This is a genomic window from Streptomyces sp. NPDC043867 (assembly GCF_056435845.1).
In genome coordinates this window covers 141,273-161,437 of the sequence record NZ_JBWKDS010000011.1, presented here as the reverse complement: position 1 = coordinate 161,437, position 20,165 = coordinate 141,273, and the positions used below count along the sequence as shown (strand labels likewise).

Sequence of the window (20,165 nt, the reverse complement as noted above, 5' to 3'; positions counted from 1 at the left end):
GTTGGTACGTACGGGGGAGCTGCCGCCTGCGTTCGGAAACCCCCGCCAACTCGCCTCTGAGCAGCGGGAGGACCTGTAGTCGTGGCCGTGACGGAGTCTGCGGTGATGGGGCGTGAGCCCGTGAGGGTACGGGAGGAGAGCGGGTCGGGGGAGGCGCACGCGGCGCACGAGGGAATGCTGCGGCGCCAGTCGGCGCGCGAGTCCGCGGCGCGCACCTACGCGCGCGCCCTGCCGATCGTGCCCGTCCGCGCGCGGGGGCTGACGATCGAGGGTGCCGACGGACGCCGGTATCTCGACTGTCTCTCCGGGGCCGGGGCCCTGGCTCTCGGGCACAACCACCCGGTGGTCCTCGAGGCGATCAGGAGCGTCCTCGACTCGGGGGCGCCGCTGCACGCCCTCGACCTCGCCACCCCCGTCAAGGACGCCTTCACGACCGAGCTGTTCCGCACGCTGCCGCCCGCGTTCGCCGAGCGGGCCCGGGTGCGGTTCTGCGGTCCGGCCGGCACGGACGCCGTCGAGACCGCGTTCAGGCTGGTGCGTGCCGCGACCGGGCGCACCACGATGCTGGCCTTCACCGGCGCCTGCCACGGGATGACCGCGGGGGCGCTCGAAGCGTCCGGAGGCGCGTCCGGAGTACGGATGGCACGGCTGCCGTATCCGCAGGACTACCGCTGTCCCTTCGGGGTCGGCGGTGACCGCGGGGCCGAGCTCGCGGCCCGCTGGACCGAGTCGGTCCTCGACGACGTCAAGTCGGGTGTGCCGCACCCCGCCGGCATGATCCTCGAACCGGTCCAGGGCGAGGGCGGGGTGACCCCCGCGCCGGACGACTGGATGCGGCGCATGCGGGAGATCACCCGCGCCCGGTCCATCCCGCTGATCGCCGACGAGGTTCACACGGGGGTCGGCCGCACCGGTGCCTTCTGGGCCGTCGAGCACAGCGGCGTCACGCCCGACGTGATGGTCCTGTCCAAGGCCATCGGCGGCAGTCTCCCGCTGGCCGTCGTCGTCTACCGCGACGAACTCGACGTGTGGGAATCCGGTGCCCACGCGGGCACGTTCCGCGGGAACCAGCTCGCCATGGCCGCGGGCACGGCGACCCTCCGCCACGTGCGCGAGAACCGCCTCGCCGAGCGTGCCGCCGCGCTGGGGGCGCGCATGCTCGGACAACTCCGGTCACTGTCCGCGGAGTTCGCCTGCATCGGGGACGTGCGCGGCCGGGGACTGATGATCGGCCTGGAGCTGGTGCACCCGGACGGCGCCGGCACGGACCCGCCGCCCGCCGCACCCGACCTGGCCTCCGCGGTCCAGCGGGAGTGCCTGCGGCGCGGTCTGATCGTCGAACTCGGCGGCCGCCGGGACAGCGTCGTCCGCCTGCTCCCACCCCTGACGATCACCGACGAACAGGCGAACGCCGTACTGGAACGGCTGGCGGACGCGGTGGCGGCGGTGGCGCGGGGGGTTCCGGACGCGAAACCGGACGAGCGGGGGCCGGACGAGCGGGGGCCGGGCGAGCGGGGGCCGGACGAGCGGGGGCCGGGCGCTCGGGCGTCTGCCGAGCGGGGGCCGGGCGCTCGGGCGTCTGCCGAGCGGGGGCCGGGCGCTCGGGCGTCTGCCGAGCGGGGGCCTGCCGCGGGAGCCGGGTAGGGCTCCGGTACGGGTGCGGAGGCGGCGGTGATGTCGCGCAGGGCTGTGCCGAGGGACGTACTGGGGCGGGGGCGGGACTCGGGTTCCGTCAGCGGCGATCGGTGACCGGTGACCGGCGGCAGTCGGCGGCGGGCGGTCGGACAGCCGGCGGCGACTGTGACCGGCATCCCGTCCCCGGTGGGGACCGATGGCGCGGGAGCGCCGCGCGCGACCCGTCGACCGCCCGCGGACCCCCCGCCACCGGTCGACGACCGGAGTCCGGAGACCGGGCACCCGCCACCGCCCGACTCGGCCCGCCCCGACGACGCCCTCGCAGCCGCATCACCCAGCCCGCACATCCCCGCGCACGCCCACACCCCGGCCCCGTCCTCGACGTACACCCCGATGGACAAGCCCGACGTACACGCGGACGGACACCCGGACGGACAAGCCCGACGTACACCCCGATGGACAAGCCCGACGTACACGCGGACGGACACCCCGACGGACAAGCCCCAACGATCAAGCCCCGACGAATTTGCCCCGCGCCACCCCGGACCCCGCAAGGAACGCCCGTGAACCCCACCCCCGCATCCGACGACCTTCCGCTCGGGCCCGAGCGCGAGCCCCGCGGCGGCCAGGCCGCGCCCGTGCCGCACGCTGCCTCGGTCCCGAGGCAGAAGGACGGGACATCGGCGGCCCCGAGGCCGCCGGCACACGAGACCCCGGACCTGCTCGACCATCCGGACCCGCATACCGCGGCCCAGGCGGCGGCCGTCGAGAACCTGCTGCGCTGCTGGGTGCGCGAGAACGATCTCCGGGCTCCCGACGACGGCATCCTCCGCATCCCCCTCCCCGCAACCGGCGCCGCCCTCCTCGCTCCGGTGCACCACTGGTCCCCGGCCGGCTGGCACCGCTTCGGGCTTCCCCGCGTCGAGGGCACCCCGCAAGGGGCACCTCCCGCCGACGCCGTCACCGTGGCGGCCCTGCTCGCCCGGGAGACGGCTGACGCGGGAGCCGGGCCACGCGGGACCACGGCCGAGCCTACGGACACCCACGCCGTCGACGCCTCCGGCCTCGCGGGAAGCGCGCCCGGAGCCGCCTCGCCGGGTACCGCGCGGCCCGGCGGAATCAGCGACGTGAACGACCTGGTCGGACGGGTCGCCGACTCGGTCCGCCGGACCGCCGCCTTCATCGGCGAGCGCCGCGAACGCCCCGGTGACGGACCCGACCGCTTCCTCGCCGCCGAGCAGGCGCTGCTCCTCGGACACCCTCTGCATCCGACGCCCAAGAGCCGCGAGGGACTCTCCGACGCGGAGGCCCGGCAGTACTCGCCCGAGCTGCGCGGTGCCTTTCCCCTGCACTGGCTGGCGGTCGCGCCCTCCGTGCTCGCGGCCGACTCGGCGTGGACGGAACGCGGTCGCCCCGTCGCCGCCGGGCAGCTGACCGCGCGACTCGCCGGTACCGGACTGGCGCTGCCCGACGGACACACGGCCCTGCCGCTGCACCCCTGGCAGGCCCACGAGATCCGGCACCGCCCGGACACCGACGCCCTGTTCACCGCCGGGCTGCTCCGCGACCTCGGCCCGTACGGCGCTCCGTGGCATCCCACCTCCTCCGTCCGCACCCTCTACCGCTCCGGCGCCCCCGCGATGCTCAAGACCTCGCTCGGCCTGCGCATCACCAACTCCCGCCGTGAGAACCTCCGCAAGGAACTCCACCGCGGCGTCGAGGTCCACCGCCTGCTGCGTGCCGGTCTGTCCAAGCAGTGGCAGGCCGCCCACCCGGGGTTCGGCATCGTCCGCGATCCGGCATGGCTCGCCGTCGACGGCCTCGACGGCAGGCCCGTGCGGGGCCTCGACGTGGTGATCCGCCACAACCCCTTCGGACCGACGGACGACGTCTCCTGCGTGGCCGGGTTCCTCTCCCTCCGGCCCCACGCCCGGGCCGACGGCCGTCCCCACCCCGTCATGAGGTCCCGGCTCGCCGAAGTCGTCACCCGCCTCGCCGACCGGACCGGGCGCTCCCGGGGTGCCGTGTCCGCCGAGTGGTTCCTGCGCTACCTGGAACAGGTCGTGCGCCCGGTGCTCTGGCTGGACAGCGAGGCCGGGATCGCCCTGGAGGCACACCAGCAGAACACCCTGCTCCTGCTGGACCCCGAGGGCTGGCCCGCGGGCGGCCGCTACCGCGACAACCAGGGCTACTACTTCCGCGCCTCACGGCGGGCGGCACTCGACGCCCGGCTGCCGGGCATCGGCGAGCACAGCGACACGTTCGTCTCCGACGAGGTCACCGACGAGCGCTTCGCCTACTACCTCGCCATCAACAACGTGCTCGGTCTCGTCGGCGCCTTCGGCTCCCAACGCCTCGCCGGCGAGGAGCTGTTGCTCGCCGCGTTCCGCCGCTTCCTCGCGGACGTGGCCACCGGTCCCGACCGGTTGCGTTCGTCCCTGCCCGCGTACCTGCTGGACTCCTCCGTCCTGCGCTGCAAGGCCAACCTGCTGACCCGGCTGCACGGCCTCGACGAACTCGTCGGCCCGGTCGACACCCAGTCCGTCTACGTCACCCTCACCAACCCCCTTCGTCCCTGCGGGAAGTGACCCACCCCGTCTCCTGAGAGGAGCGTCGCCGTGCCTTCCACCGATGCGAGCGCCGACGCCGCGACCGCCCCCGACACCGATGCCGGTGCCGGTGCCGGTGCCGACCGGGCCGCCGGCCCGGACTCGGAAGGCCAGGACACCCTGGACCTGCGCCTGCCCGACGAACTCATCGCCCTCCTCGCCGAGGAAGCAGGCAATGGAGAGGGGGAGCCGGCGGACAGCACCGCCCCGGCGGGTGACGACCTGCTCGACCACGTCGGTACCTGGGGGCCCACAGCCACCCCCGTAGGTGTCTTCCAGCTCGTCCCCGTCCGGCTCCGGCGCGATCTGACGCTCGTCGCCCGGTGGATGAACGACCCCGCCGTCGCCGCGTTCTGGGAACTCGCCGGACCCGAAACGGTGACCGAGCGGCACCTGCGGGACCAGCTCGCCGGGGACGGACGCAGCGTGCCCTGCCTCGGCGTGCTGGACGGCACCCCGATGAGCTACTGGGAGATCTACCGGGCCGACCTCGACCCGCTCGCACGCCATTACCCGGCCCGCCCGCACGACACCGGCATCCACCTCCTCATCGGCGGTGTCGCCGGACGCGGGCGAGGTCTCGGTTCCGCCCTGCTCCGCGCCGTCGCCGACCTCGTGTGCGAGAAGCGCCCGTCGTGCGGGCGCGTCGTCGCCGAACCCGATCTGCGTAACACTCCGTCCGTCTCGGCGTTCCTGAGCGCCGGCTTCCGGTTCTCCGCCGAGGTGGACCTGCCAGGCAAACGCGCCGCCCTCCTGGTCAGGGACCGGGGCCTGCGCGATGTGCTGTGACGCCACCGTGCGCCCCCGCATCCGTCCTGATCACGCCCCTCGCCCTCGGCGTGACCACCCGGTTGTCAGTCCCGCCCCGTAGGGTGGTCGCGCTATGACGAAGCCCTCACTCCCCGAACTCCTGCACGCTGCCGTCACCGCCGTCGGCGGTACGGAGCGTCCCGGCCAGGTGACCATGGCCGAAGCCGTCGCGGAAGCGATCGACGACGGATCGCACCTGCTGGTCCAGGCCGGCACCGGCACCGGTAAATCGCTCGGCTACCTGGTGCCCGCACTCGCGCACGGGGAGCGCGTCGTCGTGGCGACGGCCACCCTCGCGCTCCAGCGGCAGCTCGCCGAGCGGGACCTCCCGCGGACCGTCGACTCGCTGCATCCGCTGCTGCGCCGCCGTCCCTCCTTCGCGATGCTCAAGGGCCGGTCGAACTACCTGTGCCTGCACCGTCTGCACGAGGGCATGCCGCAGGACGAGGAGGAGGGCCTCTTCGACCAGTTCGAGGCGGCAGCACCCACCAGCAAGCTCGGACAGGACCTGGTGCGGCTGCGCGACTGGTCCGACGAGACGGAGACCGGGGACCGTGACAATCTGACGCCCGGCGTCTCCGACCGTGCCTGGGCGCAGATCTCCGTCTCGTCCCGTGAGTGCCTGGGCGCCACGAAGTGCGCGTACGGCGCCGAGTGCTTCGCCGAGATGGCACGGGAGCGCGCCAAGCTCGCGGACGTCGTCGTCACCAACCACGCACTGCTCGCGATCGACGCCATCGAGGGCGCTCCGGTGCTCCCGCAGCACGAGGTCCTGATCGTGGACGAGGCTCACGAGCTGGTCTCCCGGGTCACCGGAGTCGCGACCGGCGAGCTCACGCCGGGCCAGGTCAACCGCGCCGTGCGCCGTGCCGCGAAGCTGGTCAACGAGAAGGCCGCCGACCAGCTCCAGACCGCCGCCGAGGGCTTCGAGCGGCTCATGGAGCTGGCTCTGCCCGGCCGGCTGGAGGAGATCCCCGAGGACCTCGGCTATGCCCTGATGGCGCTCCGCGACGCCGCTCGTACGGTGATCTCGGGGATCGGCGCCACCCGCGACAAGTCCGTCCAGGACGAGGACGCGGTGCGCAAGCAGGCCCTCGCCTCGGTGGAGGCCGTGCACGACGTGGCGGAGCGCATCACGAACGGCTCCGAGTGGGACGTCGTCTGGTACGAGCGGCACGACCGGTTCGGTGCCTCGCTGCGGGTCGCGCCCATGTCGGTGTCGGGCCTCCTCCGGGAGAAGCTGTTCGCGGACCGGTCGGTCGTCCTGACCTCCGCGACGCTGAAGCTGGGCGGCGACTTCAACGGCGTCGGGGCCTCGCTGGGCCTCGGCCCGGAGGGCGCCGAGGACGAGGACCTGCCGCAGTGGAAGGGCGTCGACGTCGGATCGCCCTTCGACTACCCCAAGCAGGGCATCCTGTACGTCGCCAAGCACCTGACGCGCCCCGCGCGTGACGGCGACCGCGCAGACATGCTGGACGAGCTGACCGAGTTGATCCAGTCGGCCGGCGGCCGGACGCTCGGCCTGTTCTCCTCCATGCGGGCCGCCCAGCTGGCTGCCGAGGAACTGCGCACGCGTATTCCCGAGTTCCCCATCCTGCTGCAGGGTGAGGAGACGCTCGGTGAGCTGATCAAGAACTTCGCCGCAGACCCCCGGACGTGCCTGTTCGGCACGCTGTCCCTCTGGCAGGGCGTCGACGTGCCGGGGCCGAGCTGTCAGCTGGTCGTCATGGACAAGATCCCGTTCCCGCGTCCCGACGACCCGCTGATGAGCGCCCGCCAGAAAGCGGTCGAGGAAGCGGGAGGCAACGGCTTCATGGCCGTGGCCGCCACCCACGCGGCTCTCCTGATGGCGCAGGGCGCCGGTCGTCTCGTACGGGCGTCCGGGGACCGGGGGGTGGTCGCCGTACTGGACCAGCGGCTGGCGACGGCGCGTTACGGCAGCTATCTCAAGGCCTCGCTGCCTGATTTCTGGTACACGACGGACCGCAACCAGGTCCGCAGGTCGCTGGCCGCGATCGACGAGGCGGCGCGCAGGACGGAGGACGCCTCAAGCGCGGCAGAGGGAGCCACCGGCGAGGCACAGGACGCGGCTGGCACGACGGAGGACGCCTAGGCATGGCCGCGGGCCCGACCCTCGGAGGAGGACGGGCCCGAAGCGCGCCGCCGGCCCGGTGCCCGGGCAGAGCAGGGCCCCGGAACCGGCGCAGGTGGTCCCGGGGCCCGGTCGGGGGCGGGCGCGGAGTGAGGGCGCCCGCCGCGGCGTGTCACACCCGCCGCAGTACGGCGACCACCTTGCCCAGGATGGTCGTTTCGTCACCGGGGATCGGCTGGTACGCGGAGTTGTGCGGCAGCAGCCACACGTGGCCGTCCTCGCGCTTGAACCGCTTGACCGTGGCCTCGCCGTCCAGCATGGCGGCCACGATGTCGCCGTTCTCCGCGACCGGCTGACGGCGGACCGTCACCCAGTCCCCGTCACAGATGGCCGCCTCGATCATCGAGTCACCGACGACCTTCAGGACGAACAGCTCACCGTCGCCGACCAGCTGCCGGGGGAGAGGGAACACGTCCTCGACCGATTCCTCGGCGAGGATCGGACCACCGGCGGCGATGCGTCCGACGAGCGGGACGTACGACGCGGCGGGCTTGCCCGCGGTGTCCGTGGGCTGCACGGAGGACTGGTCGGAGCCGCGGACCTCGTACGCGCGAGGGCGGTGCGGGTCGCGGCGCAGGAAACCCTTGCGCTCCAGCGCCATCAGCTGATGGGCGACGGACGACGTGCTGGACAGGCCGACCGCCTGACCGATCTCCCGCATCGACGGCGGGTAACCCCGCCGCTGCACGGAATCCCTGATGACCTCGATCACCCGGCGCTGTCGGTCCGTGAGCCCGGAACTGTCCGCCCGGATGCCTGGAGGTCGGCCGGGCAGGGACCGCTTGGGTCCCTCATGATTCATGGCTTCGTTCATCGCATGCACCGGCTCGAGTCGGCTCTGGGAGCGGTCCTGGGCAGTGATGGTGGCACTGTCTGCGGTGGTGGTCACGTCGGCCCCTCTCGATGGTCTCCCTGCTGGACAACGGTAGTGGCTTTCGAAAGGTTGCGCCAAACACACGTTCGAGTGAAAAAGCGGGAATTCACTGACGCGATCATGTGTCTGGGTGTATGGCTGACGCTGCGTCCCGCGGACAAAACGGCGGATTGCTGTACCCTTCACGGCCGGGCGCTCAGTGCACCCGCAGCCGCCGAGGCGCCGCCCAGTCTGCCATCACGTGCACCCGGGGCCGGGGACCGGTCCCTTCCGTGCGTCGCTCACGGTGTCGCGTCAGGCCCGCGCCCCGGTATGACCGCGCGGCACCCCGCCGATACGTGTGCGACACGCGCGCCTCGTGTGGATTTACGTGCCTGCCACCACATGTAGTGGTTGGATTGCGGCGGCATCCCAGAAGTTGTGGTCCCCCGGGTCTTCCGACCCCAGGGCATCGCCTATGCTGGGGGCTGCTTCGAGGGGCCCGAGAGGTCCCTGAGGTCCATGAGTCGTGCCGTGAGGGAGGGTTGGAGCCATGCACTGCCCCTTCTGCAGGCACCCCGACAGCCGTGTCGTCGACAGTCGTACGACCGACGACGGCACGTCGATCCGCAGGCGCCGCCAGTGCCCCGACTGCTCCCGCCGTTTCACGACGGTGGAGACGTGTTCGCTGATGGTGGTCAAGCGGTCCGGCGTCACCGAGCCCTTCAGCCGCACCAAGGTCATCAACGGCGTGCGCAAGGCGTGCCAGGGGCGGCCTGTCACCGAGGACGCACTCGCCCAGCTCGGCCAGCGGGTCGAAGAGGCGGTGCGCGCCACCGGAAGCGCCGAACTGACCACCCACGACGTGGGGCTGGCCATACTCGGCCCGCTGCGGGAGCTCGACCTCGTCGCCTATCTGCGGTTCGCGTCCGTGTACCGGGCGTTCGACTCGCTCGAGGACTTCGAGGCCGCCATCGTGGAACTCAGGGAAGGCAGGCAGCGCCCCGCCGCGGACAGTGACGTCGCGGACGCGGAGCGCCAGGTGACCGACCGCGGGTCCGGAGGGACCGTCCAGGTCCCCGTGCCCGCGAACGCCGCCGACTGACCGGCGGGCCGGACCCGGACGAGACGTCCGGCCCCGGTCGACCGGCGGCAGACGAAGACCTGCTGCGCGGACCGCCGACGCGGCTCGCGCAGTACCAGACACACAACGTGCCATGGGAAGAACGTGGCACTTCAGGGCGTTTTAGCCTGAAACAGGGAGGCGGCATGACAGAGACGGCGAGCGGTCCGGCACGGAGTTCCCGCGCCAAGGGCACCAAGGCGAGCAAGGGACTGCGTGTCGAGCGCATCCACACCACCCCCGGCGTGCACCCGTACGACGAGGTCGAGTGGGCCAGCCGTGACGTCGTCATGACCAACTGGCGCGACGGCTCGGTCAACTTCGAGCAGCGTGGCGTCGAGTTCCCCGACTTCTGGTCGGTGAACGCGGTCAACATCGTCACCAGCAAGTACTTCCGCGGCGCTGTGGGCACCCCGCAGCGTGAGGTGAGCCTCAGGCAGCTCATCGACCGGATCGTGAAGACGTACCGGAAGGCCGGCGAGGACTACCGGTACTTCGCCTCCCCCGCCGACGCCGAGATCTTCGAGCACGAGCTGGCCTACGCCCTCCTGCACCAGATCTTCAGCTTCAACTCGCCGGTCTGGTTCAACGTCGGTACGCCGCAGCCCCAGCAGGTCTCCGCCTGCTTCATCCTGTCCGTCGACGACTCCATGGAGTCGATCCTCGACTGGTACAAGGAAGAGGGCATGATCTTCAAGGGCGGCTCCGGTGCCGGCCTGAACCTCTCCCGGATCCGCTCCTCCAAGGAGCTGCTCTCCTCGGGCGGCAACGCCTCGGGTCCCGTCTCCTTCATGCGCGGCGCCGACGCCTCCGCGGGAACGATCAAGTCGGGTGGCGCCACGCGCCGCGCCGCCAAGATGGTCATCCTGGACGTCGACCACCCCGACATCGAGGACTTCATCGAGACCAAGGTGAAGGAGGAGGAGAAGATCCGCGCCCTGCGTGACGCGGGCTTCGACATGGACCTGGGCGGCGACGACATCACGTCCGTCCAGTACCAGAACGCCAACAACTCGGTCCGGGTGAACGACGCGTTCATGAAGGCCGTCGAGGCGGGCGACAAGTTCGGCCTGACGTCGCGCATGACCGGCGAGGTCATCGAGGAGGTCGACGCCAAGTCGCTCTTCCGCAAGATGGCCGAGGCCGCCTGGGCCTGCGCCGACCCGGGCATCCAGTACGACGACACGATCAACCACTGGCACACGTGCCCGGAGTCCGGCCGTATCAACGGCTCGAACCCGTGCAGCGAGTACATGCACCTGGACAACACGTCCTGCAACCTCGCCTCGCTGAACCTGATGAAGTTCCTGAAGGACGACAGCAAGGGCCACCAGTCCTTCGACGTCGAGCGCTTCGCGAAGGTCGTCGAGCTGGTCATCACCGCGATGGACATCTCCATCTGCTTCGCGGACTTCCCGACCCAGAAGATCGGCGAGAACACCCGCGCCTTCCGCCAGCTGGGCATCGGCTACGCCAACCTCGGCGCCCTCCTCATGGCGACCGGCCACGCGTACGACTCCGACGGCGGCCGCGCCCTCGCCGGCGCCATCACCTCGCTGATGACGGGTACGTCGTACCGGCGTTCCGCCGAACTCGCCGCGGTCGTCGGCCCGTACGACGGCTACGCCCGCAACGCCCAGCCGCACCAGCGCGTCATGAAGCAGCACTCCGACGCCAACGCCGTGGCCGTCCGCGTGGACGACCTGGACACGCCGATCTGGGCCGCCGCCACGGAGGCCTGGCAGGACGTCCTCCACCTCGGCGAGAAGAACGGCTTCCGCAACGCGCAGGCCTCCGTCATCGCCCCGACCGGCACCATCGGTCTCGCGATGTCCTGCGACACCACCGGCCTCGAGCCCGACCTCGCCCTGGTCAAGTTCAAGAAGCTGGTCGGCGGCGGTTCGATGCAGATCGTCAACGGCACCGTCCCGCAGGCCCTGCGCCGCCTGGGTTACCAGGAGGAGCAGATCGAGGCGATCGTCGCCCACATCGCCGAGAACGGCAATGTGATCGACGCGCCGAGCCTCAAGCAGGAGCACTACGAGGTCTTCGACTGCGCCATGGGCGAGCGCTCCATCTCCGCGATGGGCCACGTCCGCATGATGGCCGCGATCCAGCCGTGGATCTCCGGCGCGCTCTCCAAGACGGTCAACCTGCCGGAGACGGCGACCGTCGAGGACGTCGAGGAGGTCTACTTCGAGGCGTGGAAGATGGGCGTCAAGGCGCTCGCCATCTACCGCGACAACTGCAAGGTCGGCCAGCCCCTCTCCGCGAAGACCAAGGAGAAGGAGAAGGCGGAGGTCACCGCGACGGCCGAGGAGACCATCCGTACCGCGATCGAGAAGGTCGTCGAGTACCGCCCGGTCCGCAAGCGCCTCCCCAAGGGCCGGCCCGGCATCACCACTTCCTTCACGGTGGGCGGCGCCGAGGGCTACATGACCGCGAACTCCTACCCCGACGACGGTCTCGGCGAGGTCTTCCTGAAGATGTCGAAGCAGGGCTCGACCCTCGCGGGCATGATGGACGCCTTCTCCATCGCCGTCTCGGTGGGTCTGCAGTACGGGGTGCCGCTGGAGACGTACGTCTCGAAGTTCACGAACATGCGCTTCGAGCCGGCCGGCATGACCGACGACCCGGACGTGCGGATGGCGCAGTCGATCGTCGACTACATCTTCCGTCGTCTCGCGCTCGACTTCCTCCCCTTCGAGACGCGCTCCGCGCTCGGCATCCACTCGGCCGAGGAGCGTCAGCGTCACCTGGAGACCGGTTCGTACGAGCCGACCGACGAGGAGATGGACGTCGAGGGCCTGGCCCAGTCCGCGCCCCGCGCGCAGGAACTGAAGGCCGTCGCCACTCCGAAGGCCGAGGTCGAGGCGGTCAAGCCCGTCCCGCAGCAGGCGCACACCAGTGCCGAACTGGTGGAGATGCAGCTGGGCATCCAGGCGGACGCCCCCCTGTGCTTCTCCTGCGGTACGAAGATGCAGCGGGCCGGTTCCTGCTACATCTGCGAGGGCTGCGGCTCGACCAGCGGTTGCAGCTGACCGGAAGCGGCCGTCAGGCCTGAAGTACACGGTGTGAGCGGGGAGCCGGCGAGTCGCCGGCTCCCCGCTCGCGTCCCGGGGCCGGCCGCCGGACGCGGCCGGCCCGGCCGGTCACGGTGCCGGGGACTCCCGGGCCTTCGTGGCGACCTGCTTCTCCCGCAGCGGCGCGATCAGGCGTCGCGGCGCCTGCCCATGAGCCTGGTGAACTCCCCGGGGTCCGTGTCGTAGCCGTCGATGCCGGGGTGGAAGGTCCACTCCCCGGAGCCGTCGCGCACGAACTCCCCGACGGTCGCCGCCGTCGCCTGCGGCACACCGCTGAAGTCGTCCTCGGCCAGGACGGTGTACCCCTCGCGCATGCGCAGACCGGGGTTCATGACCTCCCCGAACGTCCTGCGGCCGGAACGCTGCTGGATGACGACGCCCACGACCACGCGCGTGTAGCGGTCGTCGAGCCGGTTCAGCTCCAGGGTCATGACCTCGTCCCAACCGAAGCCCTTGCCGTCCTTGCTGTCCCGGTCGAGGTAGATGGTGCCGTCCGGGGAGCGGCTGTCGAAGTGCACGACGTAGTCGGCACTTCCGTGCGGGTCGTCCGCCAGGTAGGTCCCGGCGACGATGTCGAGATCGGTGTTCGGCTCGCCGGCGGGACTCGGGTCCCACTTCACCGACAACTCGACCTTGTTGATGCCCTTGCTGAGACCGTTCACCATGATCTTCCCTCCCCGTGTCCGACTGTCCGTCTGCCCCAACTGTGCTGTTACAAGGGCTGGTTGCACATCGTGTCACGAGCGCGGGGGCGCTTGCCCGGGTGCACTCCTCCGGAGCGTGACCGGCGCCACGTCCCTTGGCCTTACGATGGCGCGGTGCTGGTCAAGTGGATTCGCTGCACCGTGGTGGACCGCCGCGGTTTCGAGCGGGGGCAGCGAAAGTGGGCGGGGCTTCTGGGCGAGCCTGGTTTCCGGGGGCAGGGCGGGGGCTGGAGCCGGGGACGGCCGGGTGTGGCGCACCTCTTCGCCTTCTGGGAGAGCCGCGCCTTCTACGACTCCTTCATGGCCCGCTCCCACGACCGGCTCGCGGCCGCGCAGTCGGGCACCTACAAGGACCTCCAGGCGAAGCTGTTCGACCACCGTTTCGACGTGAAGACCGGCTTCGAGCCGAGGTTCACGGACGCCGACCTGGTGCGGGTGGCGCACTGCCGGGTCCACGAGGAGCGTGCCGAGCACTTCGCCCTCATGCAGGAGAAGGTGTGGAACCCCGCCATGGCCGGCTCGCCGGGCATGATCCGCGGGTTGTTCGGTGAGGCGCCGGGTCAGGAGTTCCTGATTCTCTCCATGTGGCAGTCGGCCGCCGAGCACGGAAAGTACCGGGACGAGCGGGTCGAGCGTCTCGCCCTGCGAGCCCAGACCGAGGCGGACGTGGCCGCCCTCGCCGGCGACATAGTCCAGCTGGAGCCGTCCTGGATCGTCTGAGGCGGGAGGGCGCGCCCGGGGCGGGAAAGCGTCCCTGACCCCTCTGGCGAGGTCGATTTGTGTGATCTACGCCGTATGGAGCCCGTACGAGTGCTCGATCGGGCGTCGGCCGATCTAGGGTTTCGGCATGGCACGACCGCGGCGCATCGTTCTTGTCCGGCACGGCGAGTCGGCGGGCAACGCCGACGACACCGTGTACGAACGCGAGCCCGACCACGCTCTGGCGCTCACCGACGCCGGGTGGCGGCAGGCGGAGGAGCGGGGCAAACAGCTTCGCGAGCTCTTCGGACGGGAGCGCGTAAGCGTTTACGTCTCCCCGTACCGCCGTACGCACGAGACGTTCCGGGCCTTCCATCTCGACCCCGAGCTGGTGCGGGTGCGCGAGGAGCCCCGGCTGCGCGAGCAGGACTGGGGCAACTGGCAGGACCGGGACGACGTACGTCTGCAGAAGGCGTACCGGGACGCGTACGGCCACTTCTTCTACCGCTTCGCCCAGGGGGAGTCCGGCGCCGACGTGTACGACCGGGTCGGCAACTTCCTGGAGAGCCTCTACCGGAGCTTCGAGGCCCCGGACCACCCGCCGAACGTGCTCCTGGTCACGCACGGCCTCGCCATGCGGCTGTTCTGCATGCGCTGGTTCCACTGGACGGTCGCGGAATTCGAGTCGCTGTCGAATCCCGGGAACGCGGAGATGCGGATGCTCGTTCTCGGGGACGACGGCAGGTACACACTTGACCGGCCTTTCGAACGCTGGCGTGATCCGGAATCGTACGGAGTCACCGGATAGAGTGGCAGGGCGATGACCGCTGACTCCTCTCCCGACGGGCGCTTGGCCCGCGCCCTGTCCAGCCTGCGCGGACTCGCGGTGGGAGACGCGCTGGGCTCGCAGTTCTTCCTGCCCGTGAACCTCCCGCTGCTCAAGAGCCGCGAGCTGCCGGCCGGCCCGTGGCGGTGGACCGACGACACCGCGATGGCGTCCTCCGTGGTGGCCGTGCTGGCCGAACGCCACCGCATCGACCAGGACGAGCTGGCTCTCTCCTTCGCCGAGCACCACGACGTCGAGCGGGGTTACGGGCCCGCTGTCGACCGCCTGCTGCGGCAGATCCGCGACGGCGGCGACTGGCGCGAGCTGTCCTCCGCGCTCTTCAAGGGACAGGGCTCCTGGGGGAACGGCGCAGCGATGCGGATCGCTCCCCTCGGCGCCTGGTACGCGGACGACCCGGAGCAGGCGACGCACCAGGCCGAGATCTCGGCCTACCCCACGCATCAGCACCGTGAGGCCGTCGTCGGCGCCATGGCCGTCGCCGCGGCCGCCGCCCTGGCGGCCGACCCGGCGGGCCCGCCCGGAGCCGAGACGCTGCTGGACGGCGTCATCGCGCTCGTACCGCGCAGCGCGGTCGGCGCGGGCCTGCGACGCGCCCGGGACATGCTCGACTACGGCGACACCGCGACGGTCGCCGCCGTGCTGGGCTGCGGACGGCGTACGACGGCACACGACACGGTGCCGTTCGCGCTCTGGTCGGCGGCCCGGGCCCTCGGTGGTTACGAGGAGGCGTTCTGGTCGACCGCCCAGGTGGGCGGAGACATGGACACCACCTGCGCCATCGTGGGCGGTGTCGTCGCCTCGGGGAAGACCGGTGCCCCGCCGCACACGTGGCTGGAGCGGACGGAGCCGCTGCCGGAGTGGGTGGCGGTCCCGGCGTGAGCCGGCGGACCCGACCGGGCGCCTGAGCTGCCGCGGTCCGACGCCTTGCCGTGGCTCCCGCCGGGCGGGCCTGACGTGTCCCACCGCCCTCGTCGGTCACACACGCCTCGTCTGTCACAGGCCTGCTACAGCGCGGCCGCCCGCGGCCCGGGCCCGACACCCGTGGATAACGTGGGCCGCCACGCCGCCTGTTGATCATGCCGGGCGCGCGCCGACGAGACATCGGTCCCCAGCCCTGCCGCCGCTTCGGCGCGCCCCGGGCTGTGCGTGGACCGGCTGGGAGGGGGTCCCGTGTCCGACACACCGTCCACGTCCGAGCCAGGAGAAACGGCACCGAAGCCGGAGAAGTCCGGGGGAGTCCACCGGGCCCGGAACGGCGGGGCCGTTCCGGCGTCCGGCGCACGGGGCGACGCCGGTCCCCGGACCGCAGCGGAGAAGGCGTCCAGCGACACCGTGCCGAAGACCGGCGCGCGGGACGGCGCCGTCCCGGGCGACGCAGTCCCGGACGACGCCGCGGTCGGCGAGGGCGCCGACCGCGAGGAGGACGGCGACGCACACGGCGCGCTCGCTGACGCTCACGCGGACGGCGACGCACACGGCGCGCCCGCTGACGCTCACGCGGACGGCGAACAAGCCGATGCCGACGAGGACGGCGAGCACGCTAACGAGGACGAGGACGAGGGCGAGGACGAGGGCGAGGACGAGGAGGGCGTGCGCGACGAGGACGAGGACGTTGATCGCGCCGACGACGGGGCGGAGGACGAAGGACGGGCCGATGACGAGCGCGCCGACGACGAGGCGGAGGACGGCGACTGGGCCGCCCCGTCGCCCCCTCCCGTGTCCTGGCTCGCCGGGCTCCGGGTCGAAACGCCGGCACCCATCCGTACGGCCACCCTGTGGGCGGTGCTCGCCACCGGACTGCTGAGCATGCTGCTCCTGGGCGACGGCCTGGCGCTCAACCTCCTGCTCGTCGCGCTGCCGGCCGCCCTCGCCGGCTACTTCGCCGCGCAGGCCGCGGGACGGCGCACGCGCGCGTGGACACTCGGATGGGGCATCGGCGGACTGGCCCTGCTGGCGGTACCGGCACTGCGCGACGCCGACTGGCCGTCCTTCCTGGCCGTCGCCGCCGCGGTGGGGACGGGCTCGCTCGCCCTGAACGGCGGCCGGAGCTGGCTCGCCGTGCTGCTCAGCCCGCTGGGGGTGTTCAACTCGGTCGTCACCGGTCCCGTCTGGGGCTGGCAGGGACTGCGTGAACGCGCGGGCGGCGCCCGGGGGCGCGTCGGTCCCGCCCTGCGCGCCCTGGCGGTGACCGCGGTCCTGCTGCTGGTCTTCGGCGCGCTGTTCGCGGGGGCCGACGCGGCCTTCGCGGACCTGCTCGGCGGCCTGTTGCCGGACGCGTCCGTCTCCGGCGGCCCCTGGCATCTCCTGCTCCTGGCGTTCGGACTGGTCCTCGGCCTCGCGGCCGCCCATACGGCGGCGGCGCCCGTCCACTGGGACCGCGCCCGGATACCCGAGGGCCGCGCCCGCGGCCGTGTCGAGTGGGCGCTCCCGCTGACCGTGCTCGTCGTGCTCTTCGCCGCCTTCAACGCCGTCCAGCTGGCGGTGCTCTTCGGCGGATACGACGCCGTACTGGAGCAGACGGGCCAGACCTACGCCGAGTACGCGCGACAGGGTTTCTGGCAGCTGCTGACGGTCACCCTGCTGACGCTGCTCGTCATCGTCCTCGCCCTGCGCTGGGCGCCCCGCGACGGCGCCCGTGACCGCACGCTGGTGCGTGGTGTCCTGGGAACTCTGTGTGCGCTGGCGCTCGTTGTCGTGGCGTCGGCGGTGCGGCGTATGGACATGTATGTGGAGGCGTACGGGCTGACGCGTCTGAGGGTCTCGGTGGTGGCGATGGAGCTCTGGCTCGGGCTCGTCATCGCGCTCATCATGGCGGCCGGGGTGTGGGGAGCGCGCCGGCTGCCCCGCGCCGTCGCCGCCAGTGCCGCCGCCGCGGTGCTCGCGTTCGGACTGCTGTCACCGGACGCGGTGATCGCCGAGCGCAACGTCCAGCGGTACGAGGACACGGGCAGGATCGACCTCGACTACGCGCGCGGCCTGTCCGCCGACGCCGTACCGGCACTGGACAAGCTGGAGGAGCCGCTGCGCAGCTGCGCGCTGCGGCTCGTCGCCGACGACCTGGCCGACGGCGACGAGTCCTGGTACGCGACCAGCTGGGGTGAGGCGCGCGCCCGGGAGATTCTCGCCGGGCGACCGCTGTCGAAAAGCGCGGACTGGACCGTGTGCAGCGGTCTCGGGGACGAGAGCGCGTACCGCTGAGGTCCTGCCGGTTCCCGGTGGTTCGCGGAGTGCTGCTGCCGCAGAAGGCCGGGCGACGTCCTGGCCGCCGGTTTCCGGGCGCGGCCGGCCTCCTCGGCATGCTGTTCAGCCTCCGGCCGGCCCTGCCGTCCCTGCCAGTGCGTCCAGGTCGCTCTTGCGGACCTTGATCACCAGCGACGCGACGATCAGCGCGAGCACGGCCATCGCGGCGGCCGGGACGAAGGCGGCCGCGATGCCCTCGGCGAGCACCTCATGGCCCCACGGGGAGGGCAGTTGGCGGGTCTTGGCGAACTCGGCCTTCTGCTCGGCCGAGGCCTCGGCGAGGAAGTTCGGCAGCTGCTTCTCCGCCTCGTCCCGGCCGGCCGAACCGAAGACCGTGGTGAGGATGGAGAGGCCGAGCGAACCGCCCACCTGCTGCGTGGCGTTGAGCAGGCCCGACGCCGCGCCCGCCTCGTGCGAGGAGACACCGGAGACCGCGGTGAGTGTCAGGGTCACGAAGTTCAGCCCCATGCCGAAGCCGAAGAGCAGCATGGGGCCGAGGATCCCGCCGGCGTATGAGCTGTCCGGGCTGATGAAGGTCAGCCAGCCCAGCCCGAGGGCGACGAGCGACGAGCCCACCACCATGAACGGCTTGGGGCCGAGCACGGGCAGGAACCTCTGCGACAGTCCCGCGCCGGTGACGATCGCGACGGTCACGGGGAGGAAGGCCACGCCTGCCGAGATCGGGCTGTACCCCAGCACGTTCTGCACGAAGAGCACGATGTAGAAGAACATGCCGAACATGGCCGCGGCCAGGCTGAGCATGATCACGTACGTGCCCGAGCGGTTCCGGTCGACGAACATCCGCAGCGGAGTGATCGGCTCCTTGGCCCGCATCTCGACGAACCCGAAGGCCAGCAGCAGGACCACCGCGGCGCCGAAGGACCCGACGGTGAGGCTGTCCCGCCAGCCCTCCTCCGCGGCCCGGATGAAGCCGTAGACCAGGGACGCCATGCCGAGCGTCGAGGTGAGTGCTCCCGCGACGTCGAAGCGGCCCGGGTGGCGTTCGGACTCGGTGATGTACATCGGTGCGAGCGCGGCGATCAGCAGGCCGATGGGCACGTTCACGAAGAGCACCCAGCGCCAGTCGAGCCACTCCGTGAGCATGCCGCCCGCGAGGAGCCCGACGGCGCCGCCGCCCGCGGAGACCGCGGCGAAGACCCCGAACGCCCGGTTGCGCTCCGGGCCTTCCGGGAAGGTGGTGGTGATCAGAGCCAGTGAAGTGGGCGACGCGATCGCGCCACCCACTCCCTGGAGCGCGCGCGCCGCCATCAGCTGCCACGGCTCCTGGGCCAGGCCGCCCAGCAGCGAGGCGGCCGTGAACAGCAGGATTCCGGTCATGAAGACCCGGCGCCGGCCGAGGATGTCACCGGCCCGCCCGCCGAGGAGCAGCAGCCCGCCGAAGGTGAGGGTGTAGGCGCTGACCACCCAGGTCAGGTCGGTCGTGCTGAATTCGAGTGCGTCTTGAATGTGCGGGAGCGCGATGTTCACAATCGTCGCGTCGAGTACCACCATGAGTTGGCAGGCCGCGATGACCGCGAGTGCGATGCTGGGATGTCCCTCCCGGCGGGCCGCTCCGGGTTTTCTTTCGGGTATCAACTGAGAGGTCGTCACTATGGGTCCCCCACAAGTACGTTAGTGAACGCTCGCGTTCACTGTCGCGAGCAACGGTAGTGACTCCCCAACAGTGAACGCAAGCGTTCACTGAAGACTCTGCCGTTTTTCGCCAGGTGCTCGCTCGTCCCCACCGGGAATCCCCGATTCCTCATGCTCAACGGAGAGACACTGATGGCTACTTCGCACTGCACGGCCGCCCCCGCTCGGGCGGCCTCCCCGCGTCGGCGCGGCGCCGTGCTCGAACGGGCGATCCTCGAAGCCGCCCTGGAACAGCTCGGCACGGTCGGCTGGAGCGGCCTCACCATGGAGGGTGTCGCCGCGGGAGCCCAGACGGGGAAGGCGGCGGTCTACCGCCGGTGGCCGTCCAAGGAGGACCTCGTCGCGGACGCCCTGGCGGCCGGGCTGCCGCGCTTCGCGGAGGCGCCCGACCTCGGCGGTGTCCGCGAGGACCTGCTGGAGCTGTGCCGGCGGGTGCGTGAGGCGATGTTCTCGCGCCCGGGCCTCGCGCTGCGTTCGGTCCTTCACGAATGCGACGCCCCGCAGGCCGAACGTTTCCACGGCGTGATCCTCGACGGAGTCGTCGAGCCGACCATGCGGCTGCTCCAAGAGGTCATCCGCCGTGGCATCGGGCGGGGCGACGTGCGAGCCGACGCCGCGAACGCCTACGTGTTCGACGCCATCCCGGCGATGATGATGTACCGGTCGAAGGTGTGCGCCAGCGAATGGAGCCAGACCGATCTGGAAGAGATGATCGATCAGCTCATGATGCCGCTGCTGCGTCCGGACGCCGCGTGAC

14 protein-coding genes are annotated in these 20,165 nt (G+C 71.5%); 11 read left to right on the top strand and 3 right to left on the bottom strand.

Annotation, left to right across the window (positions count from 1 at the left end; all coding sequences use genetic code 11):
* The first annotated feature begins 105 nt into the window (after positions 1-105).
* From AC069T_RS13940 to AC069T_RS13925, 4 genes are all read left to right on the top strand, one after another.
* Entirely contained in the window at positions 106-1,644 is a 1,539-nt protein-coding gene (locus AC069T_RS13940; RefSeq protein ID WP_478782950.1) for a diaminobutyrate--2-oxoglutarate transaminase family protein, read from the top strand.
* A gap of 554 nt (positions 1,645-2,198) precedes the next feature.
* The gene (locus tag AC069T_RS13935) at positions 2,199-4,223 is read left to right on the top strand and encodes an IucA/IucC family protein (RefSeq protein WP_478782949.1); all 2,025 of its coding nucleotides are present in this window, start codon (positions 2,199-2,201) and stop codon (positions 4,221-4,223) included.
* 30 nt (positions 4,224-4,253) lie between these two features.
* Complete coding sequence (locus AC069T_RS13930) at positions 4,254-5,033, top strand: GNAT family N-acetyltransferase (protein ID WP_478782948.1); 780 nt, start codon at positions 4,254-4,256, stop codon at positions 5,031-5,033.
* A 94-nt stretch (positions 5,034-5,127) separates the two neighbouring features.
* Positions 5,128-7,167 carry an ATP-dependent DNA helicase gene (locus tag AC069T_RS13925; RefSeq protein ID WP_478782947.1) on the top strand — a complete coding sequence of 680 codons (2,040 nt, stop codon included), beginning with the start codon at positions 5,128-5,130 and terminating at the stop codon, positions 7,165-7,167.
* A 151-nt stretch (positions 7,168-7,318) separates the two neighbouring features.
* Here AC069T_RS13925 and lexA read toward each other — a convergent pair whose 3' ends face one another.
* Complete coding sequence (lexA, locus tag AC069T_RS13920) at positions 7,319-8,095, bottom strand: transcriptional repressor LexA (protein WP_478782946.1); 777 nt, start codon at positions 8,093-8,095, stop codon at positions 7,319-7,321.
* A 517-nt stretch (positions 8,096-8,612) separates the two neighbouring features.
* On the opposite strand from lexA, the gene nrdR reads away from it, so the two are divergent.
* Complete coding sequence (gene nrdR, locus AC069T_RS13915) at positions 8,613-9,164, top strand: transcriptional regulator NrdR (protein ID WP_478782945.1); 552 nt, start codon at positions 8,613-8,615, stop codon at positions 9,162-9,164.
* 164 nt (positions 9,165-9,328) lie between these two features.
* Positions 9,329-12,223, top strand: a complete 2,895-nt coding sequence (locus AC069T_RS13910) for a vitamin B12-dependent ribonucleotide reductase (RefSeq protein WP_478782944.1) — start codon at positions 9,329-9,331, stop codon at positions 12,221-12,223.
* 170 nt (positions 12,224-12,393) lie between these two features.
* Here AC069T_RS13910 and AC069T_RS13905 read toward each other — a convergent pair whose 3' ends face one another.
* Positions 12,394-12,969 carry a TerD family protein gene (locus tag AC069T_RS13905; protein WP_478782943.1) on the bottom strand — a complete coding sequence of 192 codons (576 nt, stop codon included), beginning with the start codon at positions 12,967-12,969 and terminating at the stop codon, positions 12,394-12,396.
* A gap of 114 nt (positions 12,970-13,083) precedes the next feature.
* On the opposite strand from AC069T_RS13905, the gene AC069T_RS13900 reads away from it, so the two are divergent.
* From AC069T_RS13900 to AC069T_RS13885, 4 genes are all read left to right on the top strand, one after another.
* A complete protein-coding gene (locus AC069T_RS13900; protein ID WP_478782942.1) occupies positions 13,084-13,689 on the top strand; it encodes a YdbC family protein in 606 nt (201 codons plus the stop codon).
* Between the two features lie 127 nt (positions 13,690-13,816).
* On the top strand, positions 13,817-14,476 hold the full coding sequence (locus AC069T_RS13895) for a histidine phosphatase family protein (protein ID WP_358851460.1): 660 nt from the start codon (positions 13,817-13,819) through the stop codon (positions 14,474-14,476).
* Positions 14,477-14,488: 12 nt separating this feature from the next.
* Positions 14,489-15,394 (top strand): ADP-ribosylglycohydrolase family protein, encoded by a 906-nt coding sequence (locus tag AC069T_RS13890; RefSeq protein WP_478782941.1) that lies wholly within the window; start codon positions 14,489-14,491, stop codon positions 15,392-15,394.
* Between the two features lie 837 nt (positions 15,395-16,231).
* Entirely contained in the window at positions 16,232-17,713 is a 1,482-nt protein-coding gene (locus AC069T_RS13885) for a DUF4153 domain-containing protein (protein WP_478782994.1), read from the top strand.
* A gap of 105 nt (positions 17,714-17,818) precedes the next feature.
* On the opposite strand, the gene AC069T_RS13880 is transcribed toward AC069T_RS13885, so the two are convergent.
* Positions 17,819-19,366: an MFS transporter gene (locus tag AC069T_RS13880; RefSeq protein ID WP_478782940.1), complete on the bottom strand. Its 1,548-nt coding sequence runs from the start codon at positions 19,364-19,366 to the stop codon at positions 17,819-17,821.
* 174 nt (positions 19,367-19,540) lie between these two features.
* Between AC069T_RS13880 and AC069T_RS13875 the strand changes: the two genes are divergently transcribed.
* Entirely contained in the window at positions 19,541-20,164 is a 624-nt protein-coding gene (locus tag AC069T_RS13875; RefSeq protein WP_478782939.1) for a TetR/AcrR family transcriptional regulator, read from the top strand.
* Position 20,165 lies beyond the last annotated feature (1 nt).

Excerpts from the sequence above, each read along its gene's own strand:
- nrdR (WP_478782945.1), top strand. The coding sequence starts at position 8,613 with ATGCACTGCCCCTTCTGCAGGCACCCCGACAGCCGTGTCGTCGACAGT.
- AC069T_RS13890 (WP_478782941.1), top strand. The coding sequence starts at position 14,489 with ATGACCGCTGACTCCTCTCCCGACGGGCGCTTGGCCCGCGCCCTGTCC.
- AC069T_RS13875 (WP_478782939.1), top strand. The coding sequence starts at position 19,541 with ATGGCTACTTCGCACTGCACGGCCGCCCCCGCTCGGGCGGCCTCCCCG.
- AC069T_RS13910 (WP_478782944.1), top strand. The coding sequence starts at position 9,329 with ATGACAGAGACGGCGAGCGGTCCGGCACGGAGTTCCCGCGCCAAGGGC.
- AC069T_RS13895 (WP_358851460.1), top strand. The coding sequence starts at position 13,817 with ATGGCACGACCGCGGCGCATCGTTCTTGTCCGGCACGGCGAGTCGGCG.
- AC069T_RS13925 (WP_478782947.1), top strand. The coding sequence starts at position 5,128 with ATGACGAAGCCCTCACTCCCCGAACTCCTGCACGCTGCCGTCACCGCC.
- AC069T_RS13940 (WP_478782950.1), top strand. The coding sequence starts at position 106 with ATGGGGCGTGAGCCCGTGAGGGTACGGGAGGAGAGCGGGTCGGGGGAG.